This window comes from Streptomyces lancefieldiae (genome assembly GCF_031845825.1).
Classification (GTDB): Bacteria; Actinomycetota; Actinomycetes; order Streptomycetales; family Streptomycetaceae; genus Streptomyces; species Streptomyces lancefieldiae.
Window position 1 is genome coordinate 52,399 of the sequence record NZ_JAVRFH010000019.1, and the last position, 21,877, is coordinate 74,275.

The window sequence follows — 21,877 nt, forward strand, 5'->3', positions numbered from 1 at the left end:
CCGTTCACCCGGCCGACGCTCGAAACAGGCCGTCTTTCGGCCGTCTTTCGGCCGTCTTCGAACGTTCGCCTAGCACGGTTCTCACTCTTGGCGGCGCACTTCGGTAACTCGGCGCTTATGGACGGGGCCGGTCTGTCACTCTGTCGGGCAACGACTGCGAAGTATTCGCACGAACCGCCCGGGGAGCCGTTCATGGGGGCCATTCCGACGCAACGGGAGACAGTCTCCTGTGCCAGTGGTGCGCACGCGCACACTGCTGAGGCATCCGCCCAGGAGTGCGCGCGGGCGCACGCCGTCCTGCTCGGCAGCCCCCTGGCGCCGGGTGCCGCCCGGGCGGCGGTGCGCGCGGCGCTCGCCGACTGGGCCGCGCTCGGCCTGCCCGGCACGGCCCGGCTGACCGAGCACCTCATCGCCGACGCCCTGGCGGTCGTCAGCGAGCTGGTCACCAACGCCGTCGTGCACGCGGGCACCGACGTCGAGGTGGGCTGCCGGCTGGAAGAGACGGGCGCGCTCGTCGTCGAGGCCACGGACTACCACCCCTCCCGCGCACCGAGGGACGACGGCGACGACGGGACACCGCACGAGACGCCCGAGTACGGACGCGGCCTGCGGCTCGTCGCCGCGCTCTCGGAGGAATGGGGCATCACCTACCGCCCGGGCACCAAGACCGTGTGGGCGCGGCTGCCGGTCGCGGGCAGCGAGGTCGCCGAACAGATCGAGGCGTACGCCGGCGGCCGTGCCCTCCGGCACACCGACTTCCCTGTCGCGGAGGCGTCGGGGGAGATGGTGGGTGACCCGGGTGACCTGGGTGGCGTGGGTGGTTCAGGAGCCTGGGGAGGCATGGGTGAACCGGGGGGACCGAAGGGGGCGGATGGTCCGGACGGGCGGGAGGGGCCAGGTGGCCCGCGAGTCTCGGACAACGGGGCGGACGGGTGGGGGGCGGCGGAAGGGTCCGAGGGGACGGACGTGGCCGACGGGTCGGACGGACCTTCTGGATCCAAGGACCCTGAGGAAACTGAGGGAACCGAGGGAACCGAGGGATGTGACGGATCGGACGGACCCGGGGCATCCCGGGGACCTGGGGGCCCCGAGGGAGCCGAGGGTTGCGACGGGTCGGGGAGGACGAGCGGCTTGGGCGGCACGGGCAGGTCGAGCGGCAAGAGCGGCTCGGGCGGGCCGGGCGGGGTGGAAGTATCCGGCCGAGCCGACCGATCGGGTGGAACGGACGGACCGGCAGAGCCCGGGCGCGCGGCCGATCCCGGTCAGTGGGACCTCCCGCCCTGGCCGGACTGGCGGGACCACGCGGCCGGAACCGGCTCCCGCGACGACCCGGCCGGAACCGGCCGGCGCGGAGTCCGCGACCGGGAGTGGCTGGGCCGCGGCGCCCTGTCCTTCCTCGCCGAGGCCTCCGACCTCCTCGCCGGGCAACTCGACGAGGACCTGGTCGCCTCCCTCACCGGGCAGCTGATCGTGCCGCGCCTCGCCGACTGGTGCGGCGTCTGGCTGGAGGACGAGTCCCTGGGCCGGGGAGCCTGGAGCGACGACCCCGGAGCGGCCGTGGGAGCACGGCTGGCCCGTGTCTGGCACGCCAGCGAGAGCCAGGTCGAGGAACTGCGGCTGGCCCTGGAGAAGAACCCGCCCCGCCCGCGCGAGGCGTGGCGCTCCGGCCCCGCAGCCCACCCCTGGCCCGGCGACGCACTCGGCCGGCGGGACGTGCACGGCGCCGCGCTCGCCTACCGCCTCGTCGCCGGCGGCCGGCCGCTGGGCACCCTGGTCATCGGGCGGTCCGGCGTCCCCCGTTTTCCCGAGGAGATCAGCGGCCTCGTCGAGGACCTCAGCCGCCGGGTGGCGCTCGCCATCGGCGCCGCCCGCCAGTACGCCCGGCAGGCCACCATCAGCGCCGTCCTCCAGCGCGGCCTGCTGCCCGGCGCCGTCGCCGAGATCCCCGGCGTGCGCAGCGCGCTCGTCTACGAATCGTGCGACAAGGGCGGCCCCAGCGGCGACTTCTACGACCTGTTCCCGGCCGGCGACGGCCGCTGGTGCTTCACCGTGGGCGACGTCCAGGGCAAGGGCCCCGAGGCCGCCGTGGTCATCGGACTGGCCCGGCCCTGGCTGCGGCTGCTGGCCCGCGAGCAGTACGGGGTCCCCGACGTCCTCGACCGCCTCAACCAGCTCCTCCTCGACGACGCCACGGAGGCCGCGGACGCCGCCGCGCGCGCCCTGGCCGCTGTCGGCGGCCGTCCGGTTGCCCCGGGCGACGGTCCGCAGACCCGTTTCCTGTCCCTGCTCTACGGCGAACTGGTCCCCTTCGACGGCGGCGTCCGCTGCACCCTCGCCTCCGCCGGGCATCCGCTGCCCCTGCTCCTCTCACCCGACGGCACCGTCCGCACGGTCGCGCAGCCGCAGACCCTCCTCGGAGTCATCGAGGACGCGACGTACACCAGCGAGACCTTCGAGCTGCGGTCCGGCGAAACCCTGCTGTGCGTCACGGACGGAGTCACCGAGCGGCGCAGCGGCTCCCGCCAGTTCGACGACGGGGACGGGCTCGCCGCGGCCCTCGCCGGGTGCGCGGGGCTGGACGCCGATCTGGTCGCCGAGCGCATCAGCCGGCTGGTGCACGAGTTCGGCCCCCGGCCCCCGGAGGACGACCTGGCGCTGCTGGTGCTGCAGGCCGAGTAGCCGCGGCGGTACGGGACAATGGAACGCATGCCCTCCGCACTCCCCGACGGCGAACCCGTCCCCGCCGACGGCGCCCTGCCCGCGTCCGCGCTCGCCGGGGCCGCCGACCGTCCCCTCGGTTTCTACCTGCACGTCCCGTACTGCGCGACCCGCTGCGGCTACTGCGACTTCAACACCTACACCGCGACCGAGCTGCGCGGCACCGGCGGCGTCCTCGCCTCCCGTGACAACTACGCCGAGACCCTGACCGACGAGGTCCGCCTCGCCCGCAAGGTGCTCGGCGACGACCCCCGCGAGGTCCGCACGGTCTTCGTCGGCGGCGGTACGCCCACCCTGCTGGCCGCCGACGACCTGGTCCGGATGCTGCGCGCGATCCGCGACGAGTTCGGCCTCGCGGCGGACGCGGAGGTGACGACGGAGGCCAACCCGGAGTCCGTCGACCCGGCGTACCTCGCCACCCTCCGCGAGGGCGGCTTCAACCGGATCTCCTTCGGCATGCAGAGCGCCAGGCAGCACGTCCTGAAGATCCTGGACCGCACCCACACCCCGGGCCGCCCCGAGGCGTGCGTCGCCGAGGCCCGCGCGGCCGGCTTCGAGCACGTCAACCTCGACCTGATCTACGGCACCCCCGGTGAGTCCGACGACGACTGGCGGGCCTCGCTGGACGCGGCGCTCGGCGCCGGCCCCGACCACGTCTCCGCGTACGCCCTGATCGTGGAGGAGGGCACCCAGCTCGCCCGCCGCATCCGGCGCGGTGAGGTGCCCATGACCGACGACGACGTCCACGCCGACCGGTACCTGATCGCCGAGGAGGCGTTGTCGGCGGCGGGCTTCGACTGGTACGAGGTGTCGAACTGGGCCACCTCCGAGGCCGGGCGCTGCCTGCACAACGAGCTGTACTGGCGGGGCGCCGACTGGTGGGGCGCGGGACCGGGCGCGCACTCCCACGTGGGAGGTGTGCGCTGGTGGAACGTGAAGCACCCGGGGGCGTACGCCGGGGCACTGGCGGCGGGGAAGTCGCCGGGCGCCGGACGCGAGATCCTGACGGACGAGGACCGGCGCGTGGAGCGCGTCCTGCTGGAGCTGCGGCTCCGCGAGGGCGTGCCGCTGTCCCTCCTCCGGGAGGAGGGCCTCGCGGCGTCGCGCCGCGCGCTGTCCGAGGGCCTCCTCCAGGAGGGGCCCTACGAGGAGGGGCGGGCCGTGCTGACCCTGCGGGGTCGGCTGCTGGCGGACGCGGTGGTGCGGGACCTGGTGGACTGATCACTCGGGCGAGTGAATCGGCGCGGAACGAGGGTTCGGACCCTAACCTGGTTCGTAGGCTGCCGCCGACAGTACGCGGCGGATGTGGAGGGCCACGGAGATGACCGCTGTGGACGAGCGCGGGATGACCAAGTACTTCGAGGAGCTCGAGCCTCCCGAGGGCGTGAAGGTCGAGCTTCTCCGGGGGGTCATCGTGATGATGGCCAGCCCTGACATCGTGCACAACATGATCGTTGCCGATGTGCAGGACCAGATCCCACGGCAGCGTTGGTCCCGCCTGCAGACCCAGGACGTCGACATCCTCGACGAGGCGAGCGAGCCGGTGCCGGACTTGGTTGTTCTGCCACGTGATCTCCTGCCCGAGTCCGGGCGCCTGCTGCCCTGCCCGTCGGTCACGATGGTCGTGGAGGTCGTCTCCAAGTCCAGCGTCCACCAGGACTACGTCACCAAGCGGTCGATCTACGCGGCGGGGAAGATCCCCGTTTATCTCGTGCTGGACCCGATCATGGCCCAGTGCGTCCTGCTGACGAAGCCCGCAGGCCGGGGGGAGGACGCTGATTACCGGAGTCAGGAGGTCATCAAGTTCGGAGACCGACTGCCGCTGGAAGCCTTGGGAATCGAACTGGACACCAGTGACTTCGGCACCTTCCCCGGCGTCAGGCCCCACCGCTACCCGTGACGAAGTCGATCAGCTCCTCCACCCGCCCCAGCAGCTCCGGCTGGAGATCCTTGTACGAGTGGACCCGCGCCAGGATCGCCTGCCAGACCGCCCCGGTGTTCTCCGTCGGCCACCCCAGCGCCCGGCACACCCCCGTCTTCCAGTCCTGACCGCGCGGAACACGCGGCCAGCCGTCGATCCCCAGGGACGACGGCTTCACCGCCTCCCAGATGTCGATGTACGGGTGGCCCACGACCAGCGCGTGCTCACTCGTCACCGCCTCGGCGATCCGCCACTCCTTCGATCCCGGCACGAGGTGGTCCACCAGGACCCCCAGCCGCGCGTCCGGGCCCGGCGCGAAGTCGGAAACGATCGACGGCAGGTCGTCCACGCCCTCCAGGTACTCCACGACCACGCCCTCGACGCGCAGGTCGTCGCCCCACACCTTCTCGACCAGCTCGGCGTCGTGCCGGCCCTCCACGTAGATGCGGCCGGCGCGGGCCACGCGCGCGCGTGCGCGGGGGACGGCGACCGAACCGGACGCCGTCCGCGTGGGGCGCGCGGGACCCGAGGCGGGCCTCACCAGCGTCACCACGCGCCCCTCCAGCAGGAAGCCGCGCGGCTCCATCGGGAACACCCGGCGTTTGCCGAAGCGGTCCTCCAGGGTCACCGTGCCCGCCTCGCAGTCGATCACCGCGCCGCAGAACCCGGTGCCGGGCTCCTCGACCACCAGACCGGGGTCGGCCGGGACCTCGGGTACCGGCTGCGGTTTCTTCCACGGCGGGGTCAGGTCGGCGGAGTACTGGCGCATTCTCCTGACGATACGAGGAACGCGCGCACCGTGATCAGCGCGACACGCCGAACCGGGCGGCCAGCGCGTCCCGTTGGGCCCGCACGAACGCCGCGTCCACCACCGCGCCGTGCCCGGGGACGTACAGCGCGTCCTCGCCGCCCAGGTCGAGCAGCCGGTCGAGAGCGGCCGGCCAGTGGGACGGTACGGCGTCGGGGCCCGCCTGCGGTTCGCCGGACTCCTCGACCAGGTCCCCGCAGAACACGATGTCCGGGTCGCCCGGCACCAGCACCGCGAGGTCATGACCGGTGTGCCCGGGGCCCACGTCGGCCAGCAGCACCTGCCGACCGCCGCCCAGGTCGAGCGTCCACTCGCCGCGCACCTCGTGGCGGACCGTGACGAGGGCGTCCACGGCCTCCGCCGCGAGCCGGACGTCCAGGCCGTTGGCGACCGCGTCCGCCCGCAACGCCTCCCCGCCCCTCCCCAGTACCGCGGCGACGCCCACCGACCCGAACACCTCCGCGCCCGCGAACGCCGCGGCGCCGAGAACGTGATCGAAGTGCGGGTGGGTCAGCGCGAGATGCGTCACACGGTGACCGGCGAGCTCCTGCGCCCGCACCCGCAACCACCCGCCCTCGCGAAGGCTCGCCCCGGCGTCGACCAACAGCGCGGCCTCCGTGCCGACGACCAGCCCCGCTGTGCAGTCCCACACCGGCAGCCGGCACCGCCCCACCCCGGCCGCCAGTCGCTCCCACCCCAGGTCTTCCCAAGTCACCGTCACAACGGCGACGCTAGCGCCGGGAGGGCCCCGGGCACGACGGCGGCGCCCCGGCCTTGCCGGGGGCGTACCCCACGGCCGTACACTGGGCCGGGGAAGTCTGGCACTCGCACACGCAGAGTGCCAGGGAGAACACCGGGCGGACGACTTCTGGAGGTGCGCGATGCTCAGTGAACGCAGGCTGAAGGTGCTGCGCGCCATCGTCCAGGACTACGTCGGCACCGAGGAGCCGGTCGGCTCCAAGGCCCTCACCGAGCGGCACAACCTCGGCGTCTCGCCGGCCACCGTGCGCAATGACATGGCGGCCCTGGAGGACGAGGGGTTCATCGCCCAGCCGCACACCAGCGCCGGGCGCATCCCGACCGACAAGGGCTACCGGCTCTTCGTCGACAAGCTGGCCGGCGTCAAGCCGATGACCGCGCCCGAGCGGCGTGCCATCCAGAGCTTCCTGGAGGGCGCCGTCGACCTCGACGACGTGGTGGCCCGTACGGTGCGGCTGCTCGCGCAGCTCACCCGGCAGGTCGCCGTCGTGCAGTACCCGTCGCTGACCCGCTCGACCGTGCGGCACGTGGAGTTGCTCTCCCTGGCGCCCGCGCGCCTGATGCTCGTGCTGATCACGGACACCGGGCGGGTCGAGCAGCGGATGGTCGACTGCCCGGCGCCGTTCGGTGAGTCGTCCCTCGCGGACCTGCGTGCGCGGCTCAACAGCCGGGTCGCGGGCCGTCGTTTCTCGGACGTGCCGAGCCTGGTCGAGGACCTGCCGGAGGCCTTCGAGGCCGAGGACCGCGGTACGGTCTCCACCGTGCTCTCCACTCTCCTGGAGACGCTGGTCGAGGAGAACGAGGAGCGGCTGATGATCGGCGGCACCGCCAATCTGACCCGCTTCGGGCACGACTTCCCCCTGGTGATCCGGCCGGTTCTCGAGGCGCTGGAGGAGCAGGTCGTGCTCCTCAAGCTGCTCGGCGAGGCGAAGGATCCGGGCGTGACCGTCCGTATCGGTCATGAGAACGCCCACGAAGGACTCAACTCAACGTCCGTCGTGTCGGTGGGCTACGGTTCGGGCGGCGAGGCGGTTGCCAAGCTCGGCGTGGTCGGACCGACCCGCATGGACTACCCGGGAACGATGGGAGCGGTACGCGCAGTGGCACGGTACGTCGGACAGATCCTGGCGGAGTCGTAGGTGGCCACGGACTACTACGCCGTACTCGGCGTGCGCCGCGACGCTTCCCAGGACGAGATCAAGAAGGCGTTCCGGAGGCTCGCCCGCGAGCTGCACCCGGACGTCAACCCCGATCCGAAGACCCAGGAGCGGTTCAAGGAGATCAACGCCGCCTACGAGGTGCTGTCGGACCCGCAGAAGAAGCAGGTCTACGACCTCGGTGGTGACCCGCTCTCGCAGGCCGGCGGCGGTGGCGCGGGCGGCTTCGGCGCGGGCGGCTTCGGGAACTTCTCGGACATCATGGACGCGTTCTTCGGCACGGCGTCGCAGCGCGGGCCGCGCTCGCGCACGCGCCGGGGCCAGGACGCGATGATCCGCATCGAGGTCGAGCTGGACGAGGCCGCGTTCGGTACGACCAAGGACATCCAGGTCGACACGGCGGTCGTCTGCAACACCTGCAACGGCGAGGGCGCGGCGCCGGGCACGAGTGCCCAGACGTGTGACATGTGCCGCGGTCGCGGTGAGGTGTCGCAGGTCACGCGGTCCTTCCTGGGGCAGGTCATGACCTCCCGCCCCTGCCCGCAGTGCCAGGGCTTCGGCACCGTGGTCCCGACCCCGTGCCCGGAGTGCGCGGGCGACGGCCGGGTCCGCTCCCGGCGCACGCTGACCGTGAAGATCCCGGCCGGTGTCGACAACGGCACGCGGATCCAGCTCGCGGGTGAGGGCGAGGTCGGCCCCGGCGGCGGCCCCGCCGGTGACCTGTACGTCGAGATCCACGAACTGCCCCACTCGACCTTCCAGCGCCGCGGCGACGACCTGCACTGCACGGTCACCATCCCGATGACGGCGGCGGCCCTGGGCACGAAGGTGCCGCTGGAGACGCTCGACGGCATGGAGGAGATCGACATCCGCCCGGGCACCCAGTCCGGCCAGTCGGTCCCGCTGCACGGCCGCGGCGTCACCCACCTGCGCGGCGGGGGCCGGGGCGACCTCATCGTCCACGTCGAGGTGATCACCCCGACCAAGCTCGACCCCGAGCAGGAACGCCTGCTCCGGGAGCTCGCCAAGATGCGCGGCGAGGAACGACCCCAGGGGCAGTTCCAGCCTGGGCAGCAGGGGCTGTTCTCCCGGCTGAAGGACGCGTTCAACGGGCGTTGATGCGGTTGCCCGGCGGGTGTCGTCGGTGTGTCGTGCGCGGTGGTCGGGTGGTCTGCCGGGGGTCCGGGGGTTGGCCCCCGGGTGGTGTGGTCAGCCCGGGCAGCAGGGGCTGTTCTCCCGGCTGAAGGACGCGTTCAACGGGCGGTGACGTGGGGCGGTGCCAGGGGCTTCTCGATGGGGATGCTCCTGGCGTATGCCGACGGAAGCCCGGTTTCGGACTTGTTCGGAGGACGTGACACCATGCGGTCATGTCCTCCGCACTGACCGATCTTTTCCCTCACCCGATCGTGCAGGCGCCCATGGCGGGCGGCGTCTCCGTGCCGGGGCTCGCCGCCGCCGTCTGCGAGGCGGGAGGGCTGGGATTCCTGGCCGCCGGGTACAAGACCGCGGACGGGATGTACCAGGAGATCAAGCAGCTGCGGGGCCTGACGAACCGCCCCTTCGGCGTCAACCTCTTCATGCCGCAGCCGGAGACGGCCGACCCCTCCGCCGTGGGCGTGTACGCCCACCAGCTGGCCGGTGAGGCCGCCTGGTACGAGACGGAGCTCGGCGACCCCGAGTGCGGCCGGGACGACGGATACGACGCCAAGCTCGCGGTGCTGCTGGACGACCCGGTGCCGGTGGTGTCGTTCCACTTCGGTGTCCCGAGCCGTGAGGTCGTCGACTCCCTGCACCGCGTCGGCACCTTCGCCCTGGCCGCGGCGACCACCGCGGAGGAGGCCCGGGCCGTCGAGCGGTCCGGCGCCGACGCGGTGATCGCGCAGGGCGCCGAGGCCGGCGGACACCAGGGCACCCACCGGGACCACCCGGAGACCGGCGGCGTCGCCGGCACCGGACTGCTGTCGCTGGTCGCCCAGGTCCGGGAGGCGGTGAGCCTGCCGATCGTCGCCGCCGGCGGCATCATGCGCGGCTCCCAGATCGCCGCGGTGCTCGCGGCCGGCGCGAGCGCGGCCCAGCTCGGCACCGCCTTCCTCGCCACCCCCGAGTCCGGCGCGCACGCCCTGCACAAGGACGCGCTGACCAACCCCCTCTTCGTCCGCACCGAGCTGACCCGCGCCTTCTCCGGCCGCCCCGCCCGCGGGCTGGTCAACCGCTTCCTGCGCGAGCACGGCCCGTACGCCCCCGCCGCCTACCCGGAGGTGCACCACCTCACCGCACCGCTGCGCAAGGCGGCGGCGAAGGCGGGCGACGCGCAGGGCATGGCGCTCTGGGCGGGACAGGGCCACCGGATGGCCCGGGACCTGCCCGCCGGGCAGCTGGTCGAGGTACTGGCGGCCGAACTCGCCGCCGCCGGGACGGCGTTGTCGGAGTACGCGACGGGAGGCACGGGCCGATGACGGCACCGGTGTTCGTGGTCGACTCCCTCCAGCCGGGGGACCTGGCCGCGGGGGAGTACGTCCTGGACGGCGCCGAGGGGCGGCACGCCGTCTCCGTGAAGCGGCTGCGGCCCGGTGAGGACGTCGTCCTCACCGACGGACGCGGCCGCTGGGCCGAGGGAGTGGTCAAGGCCGCCGAGGGCAAGGACCGCCTGGTCGTCACCGGCCTGGAGAGCGTCCACGAGGAGCCCGCCGAGCAGCCCCGGATCACCGTCGTCCAGGCCCTGCCCAAGGGCGACCGCGGAGAGCTGGCCGTCGAGACGATGACCGAGGTCGGCGTCGACGCTGTCGTGCCGTGGGCGGCGTCCCGCTGCATCACGCAGTGGAAGGGCGAGCGGGGTCTGAAGGCGCTGGGCAAGTGGCGGGCGACGGCCCGGGAGGCCGGCAAGCAGTCCCGCCGGGTCCGCTTCCCCGTCGTCGCGGACGCGGCGACGAGCAAGCAGGTTGCCTCACTTCTGGCCGAGGCCGACTTCGCCGCCGTACTCCACGAGAGCGGCGACGAACCGCTGGCCGCCACCGAACTCCCCGCCTCCGGCGACATCGTGCTGGTCGTCGGACCCGAAGGCGGAGTCTCCCCTGAGGAGTTGGCGCTGTTCGAGCAGGCCGGCGCCAAGCCCTACCGCCTGGGGCGCAGCGTCCTGCGCACCTCCACCGCGGGCACGGCCGCGACGGCCGTCCTCCTGGCCCGCACCGGCCGCTGGTCCTGACGGCGCGTCGAGCCCGCACCGCGGGGCGGCTTGCCGTCGCCCGCGCGGCCCGCGGTCGTCGCCCCTTCGCCAACGGTGGTGAGAGTGGCCGTATGCGCCCTACCGCCAGGCTGCCACCGGTGGCACTCTGCCGTGCATGGGGGCATTGAGACGGATTTCGCACAGGGTGAGCCGGGCACGCGGGCGGCGCGCCGCGCTGGTGACGGGCGGCGTGGTCGTCGCCGTCGGCGGTGTCGTCGCGTGTGATCCGGCCGGGTTGAGCTCCGCGTCCGTGGCGTACACGACCGACCAGACCGTGACGCGCGAACTCGACCGGCGGGACGCGGACGTGCGGTGGCTCACCTGCACGGCCTCCTTCGGCGACTCCGGCCGGAGCGCCTCGGCCACCGGGAACACCGTCGCCTCCGTCGACTGCGAGGGGAAGACCGACGGCGGACAGGACATCACCGTCGACGGCCGGGTGACCCGGGTCGTCAACGGCGCCTGCGTGCGCGGCGATCTCACCGCGGAGGTGGACGGCAAGCAGTGGTTCCACGTCAAGGGACTGGGGAACTGCGACGCCGCGAGCGCCCCGCCCGCGAGCCGGCCCTCCCCGCACGCGCCGGCGCCCACCGTGACCGTCACCCGGACCATCTGGTGCCCGGACGATCCCCACTGCCGGCCGGTGGAGGGCAAGTAGCCCCGCCTCCCGGTGGCCGGTGGAAGGCGAGGGTTCGTGTTCCGGTGGCCGGTGGAAGGCGAGCGTCCCGCGTCCCGGTGGCCGGTATGTGATCCAAACCTCTGTCGGCGGACACCGCCCCTGCATAGGCTGAGGGGGTGACACAGCCCGCAGCGCCTGCCTACCTCCGCTTTCCGCACCCGCACGGCGAGTTGGTCGCCTTCACCGCCGAGGACGACGTGTGGCTCGCCCCGCTCGACGGCGGCCGGGCCTGGCGGGTCAGCGCCGACAACGTGCCGGTGAACCACCCGCGCGTCTCGCCCGACGGCACCACCGTCGCCTGGACCTCCACCCGCGACGGCGCCCCCGAGGTGCACGTCGCGTCCGCCGACGGCGGCCCCGCCAAACGCCTCACGCACTGGGGCAGTCCGAAGACCCAGGTGCGCGGCTGGACCCCGGAAGGGCAGGTCCTCGCCCTCAGCGCCTACGGACAGGCCAGCCTGCGCCGCAGCTGGGCCCGCGCCGTCCCGCTCGACGGCGGACCGGCCGCCACCCTGCCGTACGGGCCCGTCGGCGACGTCGCGTACGGTCCGCGCACCGTGCTGCTGTCCGCGCCGATGGGCCGCGAGGCCGCCTGGTGGAAGCGCTACCGGGGCGGTACGGCGGGCAAGCTGTGGATCGACGCCGAAGGGGACGGGGAGTTCGCCCGGCTCCACGGCGACCTCGACGGCAACATCGAGTACCCCTTCTGGGTCGGCGACCGGATCGCCTTCCTCAGCGACCACGAGGGCACCGGCGCCCTCTACTCCTCCCTCGCCGACGGCTCCGACCTGCGCAGGCACACCCCCCTCGGGGGCTTCTACGCCCGGCACGCCGCCACCGACGGCACCCGCGTCGTCTACTCCAGCGCCGGCGAGCTGTGGACCCTCGACGACCTGGACGGCGCCGAGCCGCGCCGGCTCGACATCCGGCTCGGCGGCTCGCGCGTCGACCTCCAGGCGTACCCGGTGAACGCCGCCCGCTGGTTCGGCTCCGCCTCCCCCGACCACACCGCGCGCGGCAGCGCCGTCGCCGTGCGCGGGGGCGTGCACTGGGTCACCCACCGCTCCGGCCCGGCCCGCGCGCTCGCGGCGACACCCGGCGTACGGACCCGGCTGCCGCGCACCTTCCGGGCCGACGGCGAGGAGTGGGTGGTGTGGGTGACGGACGCCGAGGGCGACGACGCCCTGGAGTTCGCGCCCGCCACCGGGCTCGCGCCCGGCGCCACGCCGCGCCGCATCGCCGCCGGACAGCTCGGACGGGTGCTGGTCCTCGCCATGGCGCCCGACGGCAGCCGTGCCGCCGTCGCCTCGCACGACGGGCGGGTGCTGCTCGTCGAGCGCGAGAGCGGCGAGATCCGCGAGGTCGACCGCAGCGAGGACGGCGACGTGTCCGGGCTGGTCTTCTCCCCCGACTCGGCCTGGCTCGCCTGGTCGCACCCGGGCCCCGCCCCGCTGCGTCAGCTCAAGCTCGCCAACACCACCGACCTGTCGGTGAGCGAGGCGACGCCCCTGCGGTTCAAGGACTACGCGCCGGCGTTCACCCTGGACGGAAAGCACCTCGCCTTCCTCTCCACCCGCTCCTTCGACCCGGTCTACGACGAGCACGTCTTCGACCTGGCCTTCGTCGAGGGCGCCCGGCCGTACCTGATCACCCTGGCCGCGACCACCCCGTCGCCCTTCGGCCCGCAGCGCCACGGCCGGCCCTTCGAGACACCGGACCGCGAGGAGACCCCCGACAGCGAGGGCACCCCGACCACCCGGATCGACATCGAGGGCCTCGCCGACCGCATCGTGCCCTTCCCGGTCGAGGCCGCCCGCTACTCCCGGCTGCGCGCCGCCAAGGACGGCGTCCTGTGGCTGCGCCACCCGGTCACCGGCGTCCTCGGCGCCTCCCGCGCCACCCCGGACGCCCCGGACCCGCAAACCGACCTGGAGCGCTACGACCTCGCCCAGCAGCGCGTCGAGCACCTCGCCACCGACGCCGACCACTTCGAGGTCAGCGGCGACGGCAAGCGGGTGCTGCTGTGGACCGACGGACGGCTCAAGGTCGTCCCCAGCGACCGGCGGGCCTCCGGCGACGAGGACAGCGACACCAACATCAGCGTCGACCTGAGCCGCGTCCGGCAGACCGTCGACCCGGCCGCCGAGTGGCGCCAGATGTACGACGAGACCGGCCGCGTCATGCGGGACAACTTCTGGCGGCCCGACATGAACGGCGTCGACTGGGACGGCGTCCTCGACCGCTACCGTCCCGTCCTGGACCGCCTCGCCACCCACGACGACCTGGTCGACCTCCTGTGGGAGGTGCACGGCGAACTCGGCACCTCGCACGCCTACGTCACCCCGCGCGGCGGCCACGGCGGCGGCGCCCGGCAAGGCCTGCTCGGCGCCGACCTCTCCCGGCACGAGGACGGCACCTGGCGCGTCGACCGCGTCCTGCCCTCGGAGACCTCCGACCCCGACGCCCGCTCCCCGCTCGCCGCGCCCGGCGTCGCGGTGCGCGCCGGGGACGCGATCGTCGCGGTCGCCGGACAGCCCGTCGACCCGGTCACCGGCCCCGGCCCGCTCCTGGTCGGCACCGCGGGCAAGCCGGTCGAGCTGACCGTCTCCCGGGCCGGCGGCGGAGACCCCCGGCACGCGGTCGTCGTCCCCCTCGCCGACGAGGAGGCGCTGCGCTACCACGCCTGGGTCGCCGACCGCCGCGCCCACGTCCACGAGAAGTCCGGCGGCCGGCTCGGCTACCTCCACGTGCCCGACATGGTCGGCTCCGGCTGGGCCCAGCTCCACCGCGACCTGCGCGTCGAGGTCACCCGGGAGGGCCTGGTCGTCGACGTCCGCGAGAACCGGGGCGGGCACACCTCCCAGTTGGTCGTGGAGAAGCTGGCCCGGCGGATCATCGGCTGGGACCTGCCGCGCGGCATGCGGCCGACCAGCTATCCGCAGGACGCGCCCCGGGGCCCGGTCGTCGCCGTCGCCAACGAGTTCTCCGGTTCCGACGGCGACATCGTCAACGCGGCGATCAAGGCGCTCGGTATCGGGCCGGTCGTCGGCACCCGCACCTGGGGCGGCGTCATCGGCATCGACAGCCGCTACCGGCTGGTCGACGGGACGCTGATCACCCAGCCCAAGTACGCGTTCTGGCTGGAGGGTCACGGCTGGGGCGTGGAGAACCACGGCGTCGACCCCGACGTGGAGGTCCCCCACCGCCCCCAGGACCACGCGGCGGGCCGCGACCCCCAGCTGGACGAGGCGATCAGGCTGGCGCTGGAGGCGTTGGAGGAGACCCCCGCGAAGACACCACCGAGCCTGCCGTAGTCCCAGCCGTGGCCGCGGGCGGTCGTGTCCCCCCCCCGTGCCCGAACGCCCCTGGGAGACACCCCCCCCCGGGGGCGGCACGGGTGGGCGCGCCGGCACCCCGCGAGCGCGGGCGAGCACACCCGACCCGGCAGCAACCCAGGCGCACGGCGCCCCACGCGCCCGGGCTCGCTACGATGCCCCTCAGAAGATCACCACCGTAAGGAGCGCCCATGTCCGGCGAGCCACAGGACGACTGCCTGTTCTGCAAGATCGTCGCGGGTCAGATCCCGGCGACGATCGTCCGCGAGACGGACACGACCGTCGCGTTCCGTGACATAAACCCCCAGGCGCCCACCCACGTCCTGGTGATCCCCAAGGCGCACTACCGGGACGCCGCCGCCCTCGCCGCCGGCGCCCCGGAACTCGCCGCGGACGTGCTGCGCGAGACCCAGGCCGTCGCCGACGACGAGAAGCTGGACAGCTACCGCATCGTCTTCAACACCGGCACCGGAGCCGGCCAGACCGTCTGGCACACCCACGCCCACGTCCTCGGCGGCCGCGGCCTCGAATGGCCCCCCGGATAGACCGCCGTGTCCGTACGCGAACTGGTCGTCCTCGGCACCGCCAGCCAGGTCCCCACCCGGCACCGCAACCACAACGGCTACCTGCTGCGCTGGGACGGCGAGGGCATCCTGTTCGACCCCGGCGAGGGCACGCAGCGCCAGATGCTGCGTGCCGGGGCCGCCGCCCACGACCTGAACCGGATCTGCGTCACGCACTTCCACGGCGACCACAGCCTCGGTCTCGCCGGCGTCATCCAGCGCATCAACCTCGACCGGGTGCCGCACGAGATCACCGCCCACTACCCGCGCTCCGGCCGGCGCTTCTTCGAGCGACTGCGGTACGCCACCGCCTACCGCGAGACGGTCGCCCTCACCGAGGTCCCGGTCGTCACGGACGGCGTCCTGGCGGTCACCCCCGCCTACACCCTGGACGCCCGCAGGCTGTCCCACCCCGTCGAGTCCTACGGCTACCGCCTCACCGAGCCGGACGGCCGCCGCATGCTGCCCGAACGCCTGGCCGCGCACGGGATCAAGGGCCCCGACGTGGGCCGCATCCAGCGCGAGGGCTCGCTGAACGGCGTCCCGCTCGACGAGGTCAGCGAGATCCGCCGCGGCCAGCGGTTCGCCTTCGTCATGGACACCCGGCTGTGCGACGGGGTGCACGCGCTCGCCGAGGGCTGCGACCTGCTGGTCATCGAGTCGACGTTCCTCGACGAGGACGAGGCGCTCGCCACCGACCACGGCCACCTGACCGCCGGCCAGGCGGCGCGGGCCGCCCGTGACGCGGGCGTACGCCACCTCGTCCTGACCCACTTCAGCCAGCGCTACTCGGACCCCGAGGAGTTCGAGCGGCAGGCACGGGCGGCCGGCTACGAGGGAGAGCTGACCGTGGCCCACGACCTACTGAGAGTCCCGGTTCCGAAACGTCGGTGAAACCGCCGTACCATGCTCTGATGCCCCTGCCCAAAGCTGAACTGCACCTCCACATCGAAGGCACCCTGGAACCCGAGCTGGCCTTCGAGCTGGCCGCCCGCAACGGCGTGTCCCTGCCCTACGGGAACACCGACGCGCTGCGCGAGGCGTACCGGTTCGGGGACCTCCAGTCCTTCCTGAACCTGTACTACGAGCTCATGGCCGTCCTGCGCACCGAGCGGGACTTCGAGGACCTCGCCGACGCCTACCTGGCCCGCGCCGCCGCGCAGGGCGTGCGGCACGCGGAGATGTTCTTCGACCCGCAGGCGCACCTCGCCCGGGGCGTGGAGATGGGCACGGTCGTGGAGGGGCTGTGGCGGGCGCTCGGCCGCAGCCGGGAGCGGCACGGCGTCTCCACCCGGCTGATCATGTGCTTCCTGCGCGACGAGTCCGCCGAGTCGGCGCTGGCGACCCTCGACGCCGCGAAGCCGTACCTGGACCGGATCACCGGCGTCGGCCTGGACTCCGCCGAGGTCGGGCACCCGCCGGTGAAGTTCCGCGAGGTGTACGAGGCCGCCGCCGCCCTCGGGCTGCGCCGGGTCGCGCACGCGGGCGAGGAGGGGCCGCCGGAGTACGTCACCGAGGCCCTGGACGTGCTCGGCGTCGAGCGGATCGACCACGGGCTGCGCTCGGTGGAGGACCCGGCACTGGTCGAGCGGCTGGTGCGCGACCGCGTCCCGCTGACCCTGTGCCCGCTGTCCAACGTGCGGCTGCGCACCGTCGACACCCTCGCCGACCACCCGCTGCCCGCCATGCTGGACGCGGGCCTCATGTGCACGGTCAACTCCGACGACCCGGCCTACTTCGGCGGCTACGCGGGCGACAACTTCGACGCCGTGCGCCGGACCCTCGGCCTCACCGAGGAGCGGCTGCGGGAGCTGGCCCGCAACTCCTTCCTCGCCTCCTTCCTGGAGGACGACGAGGAACTGCGGGCGCGGTACCTGGCCGAGGTGGACGGGTACGCGTTCCCCGCCGCGTGACTCAGCCCGTCCCGGACCCCGGTGCGGCCGCCGCCTGCCGGGGTCCCGCCGTGCCGTAGGCACGCTGGACGGTCGCGGCGGGGGCGTCCACGTCGATCTCGACGACCGGCTGCTCCATGGCCCCGACCTCGGGCACCGCGCCGCTCGGCGTGCCGGTGGCGGCGGCGACCAGGGCGGCCGGGGTGCCGCCGCGGCGGCGGACCGCGCCGGGCAGCAGCGGGCGCCCGCCGGTGTGCAGCGCGACGGCGGTCATCGGCACGGCGACCAGCAGCAGCCCGGCGCCGAGGACCAGGCCCATGCCCGCGTAACCGGCCTCGGCCGACAGCACACTGCCGGTCAGCGGCCCGGCCGCCGTGCCCAGCGAGGACGCCGACCCGACGAGCACCGCCCACCGGCCGCGCGGGTCGAGCGAGGCGGCGAGGCCGATCAGGTACGACAGCACGACCGGGTACACCGTGTTCCAGGCGATCTCCCCGGCCGCGAAGGTCGTCGGGGTGGTCGCGGACGCGCTCACCGCGATGCAGCACGCGATGAGCACCGTGCCCGCCCCGATGGGCATCGCCCGCCCCAGCCGGGGCCCGAGCGCGCCGGCCACCAGCACGCCCACCAGTCCCGCGCCCAGCGCGACCGCGAAGACGACCCCGAGGGTGGCATCGCCCAGACCCGCCTGTGTCAGCCCGATCCGGCCGCTGACGCCCCACAGGGAGTTCTGCGCGAGGGACCAGCACAGCACGGTGGCGGCCAGGACCAGGCCCGAACGGCGGCGGGGGAGCGGGGTGGTGACGTCCGTGCCGTGCGCCGTCGGCGACGCGGCCGTCCCGCCCGGCAGCCGGCCGGTCAGCGGCCACACCGCCAGTGCGGTCAGCGCGATCGCGGCCAGCGGCAGGCCGTGCGCCCGGCCGAGGTGCGGCACCGTCAGATAGACCGCGCCGGCCAGCGCGGACACGCTCAACAGGCCCAGCGTGGAGGCCCGGTGCGGGTCCCGTTCGGCGGCGATCCGGGTGGCGGCGACCGTGGTGGCCGTACCGGACCCGAAACCGCCCACCATCGCGCCCACGACGACGGCCGGGACGGTGGTGGTGAGCGCGGCGGTGCCGTATCCGAGGACGGCCAGCGCGAGCCCGAACCGGGCGAGCGCGCGGGCGCCGATCCGCTGTACCCGGGAGGCGAGCAGGAAGCCCGCGGCGGCCGAACTCAGCAGCAGCGCACTGCCGACGGCGCCCGCCTGAGTGGCGGTCAGCGGAAGGCCGGTGTCGAGTCTGCCGACGGTGGTGGGCAGCAGATACGGAGGAAGGTACCCGGCCGTGAAAAGGGCGACGAGGGGCCAGGGAGGGGTGCGGGGGGCGAACACGGGCGTTCCCGGGGCATGCGAAAGGGACGGTGGGAGGGAGGGGGCGACGACCGTCGACTGACAGGAACGCGCGCGCAATTTGTATCAAGCCCGGGGAGCCCCGAAACAGGCGAGGGGGTGTGTTGTGCGTCACATGAGCGTTTGGGGGTTTCAGGGTTGGGTAGCAGTGGGCGCTAACGCCAGTGCACCGAGCCGCCCCCGGCCGGGATCGACGCCTCCACCTTGGCCCTGATCTCCCGCATCACCGCGACGATCCGCGCCTCGTGACCGGGCGTCAGCCGGGCCACCGGCACCGAGCAGCTGATCGCGTCCAGCGCCGGAGTCTCGTACCGCAGGGCGAAACCGAAGCCGACGATGCCCGTCACGCCCTCCTCCCGGTCGACGGAGTAGCCGCGCTCCCGGGTCCGCGCCAGATCGGCCGCCAGGGAGTCCCTGTCGGTGCGGGTGTTGGGGGTCAGCGCCTTGTACGGCCCCTCGGGCAGGTCCGTGTCCGGCCGCTCGGCCAGCAGCGCCTTGCCCAGCGCGCCCGCGTGCGCGGGCAGCCGGCGCCCCACCCGGCTGATCGTGCGCAGGTACTCGTGCGACTCCCGGGTCGCCAGATAGGCCACGTCGGCCCCGTCCAGCCGCCCCAGGTGGATGGTCTCGCCCAGCGCCTCGGACGCCTCGTCGAGAAACGGCCGCGCCACCCGTACCCACGGGTCGGAGTCCAGGTAGCCGGTGCCGGTCAGCAGGGCGTGGATGCCGATGCCGTACAGCGAGCCGGTGACGTCGGTGCGGACCCAGCCGCGTGAGATCAGGGTCTGCAGCAGCGCGTACATCGAGCTGCGCGGCACCCCCAGCTCGTCCGCCAGCTCCTGCAGCCGCGCCGGGCGGTCCCCGCGGGCGGCCAGCACCTCCAGCAGCTCCACCGTGCGCGCCGCGGACTTCACCTCACGGACGCCGCCCGGCGCGCCTCCTGTCTCCGACATGTGCCGATCGTAAGCGGGCGCCGTCGACCCATTGACGCCACTCATTCACCTATCTAATCTCCATCTTCATACGTGGATGACGTCTACATGGGGAGATGATCCGGGTGGGCCTCGATACCGGCACCGATCACGCGGCCGTGGTCCGACGACTGCGGGACGGCATGGCGCGGAGCGTGCTGTCCTTCCCGCTGACCAGCTTCCGCGACGACGGGACGCTGGACCCCGACGGCTACCGCGCCCACGTCGCCGAGCGGCTCGCCGCCGGTCCCGGCGCCGTCTTCCCCGCCTGTGGCACCGGCGAGTTCTTCTCCCTGGACGAGGACGAGTACCGGCAGGTCGTCACCGTCGCCGTCGAGGAGGCGGCCGGCCGCGTGCCGGTCGTCGCCGGAACCGGGTACGGCTGGGCGCAGGCCCTCCGGTTCGCGCGGATCGCCGAGGACGCCGGAGCCGACGCCCTCCTGGTCATGCCGCACTACCTCACCGCCGCCCCGCAGGAAGGCCTGGTCGCCCAGCTGGAGCGGATCGCCGCCGGCACCCGCCTCCCGCTGATCGCCTACCAGCGGGGCCGGGTCGCCTACACCGCCGAGTCGGTCCGGCGCCTGTCCCGCGTCCCCGGCGTCATCGGCCTCAAGGACGGCCACAGCGACCTGGACCGCCTCCAGCGCCTCGTCCTCGCCGCCCCCGAGGACTTCCTGTTCTTCAACGGCGCCGCCACCGCCGAGATCCAGGCCCGCGCCTACGCCGCCATCGGCGTCCCCGCCTACTCCTCCGCCGTGCACGCCTTCGCCCCCGAGATCGCGAACGCCTTCCTCACCGCCCTGCGCGACGGTGACACCGGCACCGTCGGCACACTGCTGCGCGACTTCTACGTCCCCCTCGTCGAACTGCGCGACCGCGTCCCCGGATACGCCGTGTCCCTGGTGAAGGCGGCGGCCCGGCTGCGCGGCTGCCCGGTCGGGCCCGTGCGCGCCCCGCTCACCGACCCCTCGGCCGCCGACCTGACCGAACTGAAGTCCCTGCTCACCGCCGGACTCGACCTCGTAGGAGCCGCCCTGTGACCCGCGACCTCACGATCACCGGCGTCCGCCTGACGCCGATCCTCGTCGCCGACCCGCCCCTGCTCAACACGCAGGGCGTCCACCAGCCGTACACCCCCCGGCTGATCGTCGAGGTGGAGACCGCCGACGGGACCACCGGCGTCGGCGAGACGTACGGCGACGCCAAGTACCTCGAGCTGGCCCGCCCCTTCGCCGACCAGCTGGTCGGCCGTCGGGTCTCGGACCTCAACGGCCTGTTCACCATGGCCGACGCGGTCGCGGTCGACGCCTCCCGACTCTCCGGTCAGGTCGACGTCGGCGGACTGCGCGGCGTCCAGACCGCCGACAAGCTGCGCCTGTCCGTCGTCTCCGCCTTCGAGGTCGCCTGCCTCGACGCCCTCGGCAAGGCGCTCGGACTGCCCGTGCACGCGCTGCTGGGCGGCAAGGTGCGCGACACCGTGGAGTACAGCGCCTACCTCTTCTACAAGTGGGCCGACCACCCGGCGGGCGTGGCGTGCGAGAAGGACGACTGGGGCGCCGCCGTCGACCCGGCCGGGATCGTCGAGCAGGCCCGTGCCTTCACCGAGCGGTACGGCTTCACCTCCTTCAAGCTCAAGGGCGGCGTCTTCCCTCCCGACGAGGAAATCGCCGCGGTCAAGGCCCTCGCCGACGCCTTCCCCGGACACCCGCTGCGCCTGGACCCCAACGGCGCCTGGTCCGTGGGGACCTCCCTCAGGGTCGCCGCGGAACTCGGGGACGTCCTGGAGTACCTGGAGGACCCCGCGCTCGGCACCCCGGCCATGGCCGAGGTCGCCGCGAGGACCGGCGTGCCGCTCGCCACCAACATGTGCGTGACGACGTTCGCCGAGATCCAGGAGGCGTTCACGAAGGGCGCCGTGCAGGTCGTGCTCTCCGACCACCACTACTGGGGCGGGCTGCGCAACACCCAGCAACTCGCCGCCGTCTGCCGCACCTTCGGCGTCGGCGTGTCCATGCACTCCAACACCCACCTGGGCATCAGCCTCGCCGCCATGACCCACGTGGCGGCCACCGTCCCGAACCTCCACCACGCCTGCGACTCCCACTACCCCTGGCAGTCCGAGGACGTCCTCACCGAACGGCTCACCTTCGACGGCGGCAGGGTCACCGTCTCCGACGCGCCCGGCCTCGGCGTCGAACTCGACCGCGACCGACTGGAGTTCCTGCACCGGCGCTGGCTCGACGACGACGGCACCCTGCGCGACCGCGACGACGCGGCGGCGATGCGGGTCGCCGACCCCGAGTGGGTGACCCCGTCCGTCCCCCGCTGGTGAACCGCCCGCGCCCACCTCTCCCGCCACGACGGGAGCCGCCCGGACCGCCCGGACCGCCCGGACCGCCCGGACCGCCCGGACCGCCCGACCGGGACCGGCCCGGCCTCTCCGGCGCGAACGCCGTCGGGGTGC

General features: G+C 73.7%; 18 protein-coding genes. 14 read left to right on the plus strand and 4 right to left on the minus strand.

Features of this window, described 5'->3' with window-relative positions:
* The first annotated feature begins 192 nt into the window (after positions 1-192).
* The 3 genes from RM812_RS19845 to RM812_RS19855 all read left to right on the plus strand — a co-directional run bounded on the left by RM812_RS19845 (position 193) and on the right by RM812_RS19855 (position 4,618).
* Entirely contained in the window at positions 193-2,679 is a 2,487-nt protein-coding gene (locus RM812_RS19845; protein WP_311574278.1) for a SpoIIE family protein phosphatase, read from the plus strand.
* A gap of 27 nt (positions 2,680-2,706) precedes the next feature.
* Complete coding sequence (hemW, locus tag RM812_RS19850; protein WP_311574280.1) at positions 2,707-3,939, plus strand: radical SAM family heme chaperone HemW; 1,233 nt, start codon at positions 2,707-2,709, stop codon at positions 3,937-3,939.
* Positions 3,940-4,039: 100 nt separating this feature from the next.
* Positions 4,040-4,618 (plus strand): Uma2 family endonuclease, encoded by a 579-nt coding sequence (locus RM812_RS19855; RefSeq protein WP_311574282.1) that lies wholly within the window; start codon positions 4,040-4,042, stop codon positions 4,616-4,618.
* Here the strand turns inward: RM812_RS19855 and RM812_RS19860 are convergent.
* Together RM812_RS19860 and RM812_RS19865 are read right to left on the minus strand one after the other, a co-directional pair.
* Positions 4,596-5,408 (minus strand): DUF3097 domain-containing protein, encoded by an 813-nt coding sequence (locus tag RM812_RS19860; RefSeq protein WP_311574284.1) that lies wholly within the window; start codon positions 5,406-5,408, stop codon positions 4,596-4,598. The genes RM812_RS19855 and RM812_RS19860 overlap by 23 nt on opposite strands.
* Before the next feature lie 34 nt (positions 5,409-5,442).
* The gene (locus RM812_RS19865) at positions 5,443-6,168 is read right to left on the minus strand and encodes an MBL fold metallo-hydrolase (RefSeq protein WP_311574286.1); all 726 of its coding nucleotides are present in this window, start codon (positions 6,166-6,168) and stop codon (positions 5,443-5,445) included.
* Between the two features lie 160 nt (positions 6,169-6,328).
* On the opposite strand from RM812_RS19865, the gene hrcA reads away from it, so the two are divergent.
* From hrcA to RM812_RS19910, 9 genes are all read left to right on the plus strand, one after another.
* Positions 6,329-7,345, plus strand: a complete 1,017-nt coding sequence (gene hrcA, locus RM812_RS19870) for a heat-inducible transcriptional repressor HrcA (RefSeq protein WP_311574288.1) — start codon at positions 6,329-6,331, stop codon at positions 7,343-7,345.
* Positions 7,346-8,482 (plus strand): molecular chaperone DnaJ, encoded by a 1,137-nt coding sequence (gene dnaJ, locus RM812_RS19875; protein WP_311574289.1) that lies wholly within the window; start codon positions 7,346-7,348, stop codon positions 8,480-8,482.
* A gap of 248 nt (positions 8,483-8,730) precedes the next feature.
* Positions 8,731-9,819, plus strand: coding sequence for a nitronate monooxygenase (locus RM812_RS19880; RefSeq protein ID WP_311574291.1), 1,089 nt, complete (start codon positions 8,731-8,733; stop codon positions 9,817-9,819).
* Positions 9,816-10,565 carry a 16S rRNA (uracil(1498)-N(3))-methyltransferase gene (locus RM812_RS19885; protein ID WP_311574293.1) on the plus strand — a complete coding sequence of 250 codons (750 nt, stop codon included), beginning with the start codon at positions 9,816-9,818 and terminating at the stop codon, positions 10,563-10,565. Before RM812_RS19880 ends, RM812_RS19885 begins: the two co-directional genes overlap by 4 nt.
* Positions 10,566-10,701: 136 nt before the next feature.
* Entirely contained in the window at positions 10,702-11,244 is a 543-nt protein-coding gene (locus tag RM812_RS19890; RefSeq protein ID WP_311574295.1) for a hypothetical protein, read from the plus strand.
* A 137-nt stretch (positions 11,245-11,381) separates the two neighbouring features.
* Entirely contained in the window at positions 11,382-14,579 is a 3,198-nt protein-coding gene (locus RM812_RS19895; RefSeq protein WP_311574297.1) for a S41 family peptidase, read from the plus strand.
* Between the two features lie 212 nt (positions 14,580-14,791).
* Positions 14,792-15,145, plus strand: coding sequence for a histidine triad nucleotide-binding protein (locus tag RM812_RS19900; RefSeq protein ID WP_311574299.1), 354 nt, complete (start codon positions 14,792-14,794; stop codon positions 15,143-15,145).
* Positions 15,146-15,151: 6 nt separating this feature from the next.
* Positions 15,152-16,057: a ribonuclease Z gene (locus tag RM812_RS19905; protein WP_311574301.1), complete on the plus strand. Its 906-nt coding sequence runs from the start codon at positions 15,152-15,154 to the stop codon at positions 16,055-16,057.
* Between the two features lie 20 nt (positions 16,058-16,077).
* Entirely contained in the window at positions 16,078-17,076 is a 999-nt protein-coding gene (locus tag RM812_RS19910) for an adenosine deaminase (RefSeq protein WP_311574303.1), read from the plus strand.
* 1 nt (position 17,077) lies between these two features.
* Here the strand turns inward: RM812_RS19910 and RM812_RS19915 are convergent, their stop codons facing one another.
* Complete coding sequence (locus RM812_RS19915) at positions 17,078-18,427, minus strand: MFS transporter (protein ID WP_311574305.1); 1,350 nt, start codon at positions 18,425-18,427, stop codon at positions 17,078-17,080.
* Positions 18,428-18,600: 173 nt separating this feature from the next.
* Positions 18,601-19,395: an IclR family transcriptional regulator gene (locus tag RM812_RS19920; protein WP_311574307.1), complete on the minus strand. Its 795-nt coding sequence runs from the start codon at positions 19,393-19,395 to the stop codon at positions 18,601-18,603.
* A 161-nt stretch (positions 19,396-19,556) separates the two neighbouring features.
* On the opposite strand from RM812_RS19920, the gene RM812_RS19925 reads away from it, so the two are divergent.
* Together RM812_RS19925 and RM812_RS19930 are read left to right on the plus strand one after the other, a co-directional pair.
* Positions 19,557-20,453: a 5-dehydro-4-deoxyglucarate dehydratase gene (locus RM812_RS19925; protein ID WP_394816489.1), complete on the plus strand. Its 897-nt coding sequence runs from the start codon at positions 19,557-19,559 to the stop codon at positions 20,451-20,453.
* Entirely contained in the window at positions 20,450-21,745 is a 1,296-nt protein-coding gene (locus tag RM812_RS19930) for a glucarate dehydratase family protein (RefSeq protein ID WP_311574310.1), read from the plus strand. The genes RM812_RS19925 and RM812_RS19930 overlap by 4 nt, the downstream gene beginning before the upstream one ends.
* Positions 21,746-21,877 lie beyond the last annotated feature (132 nt).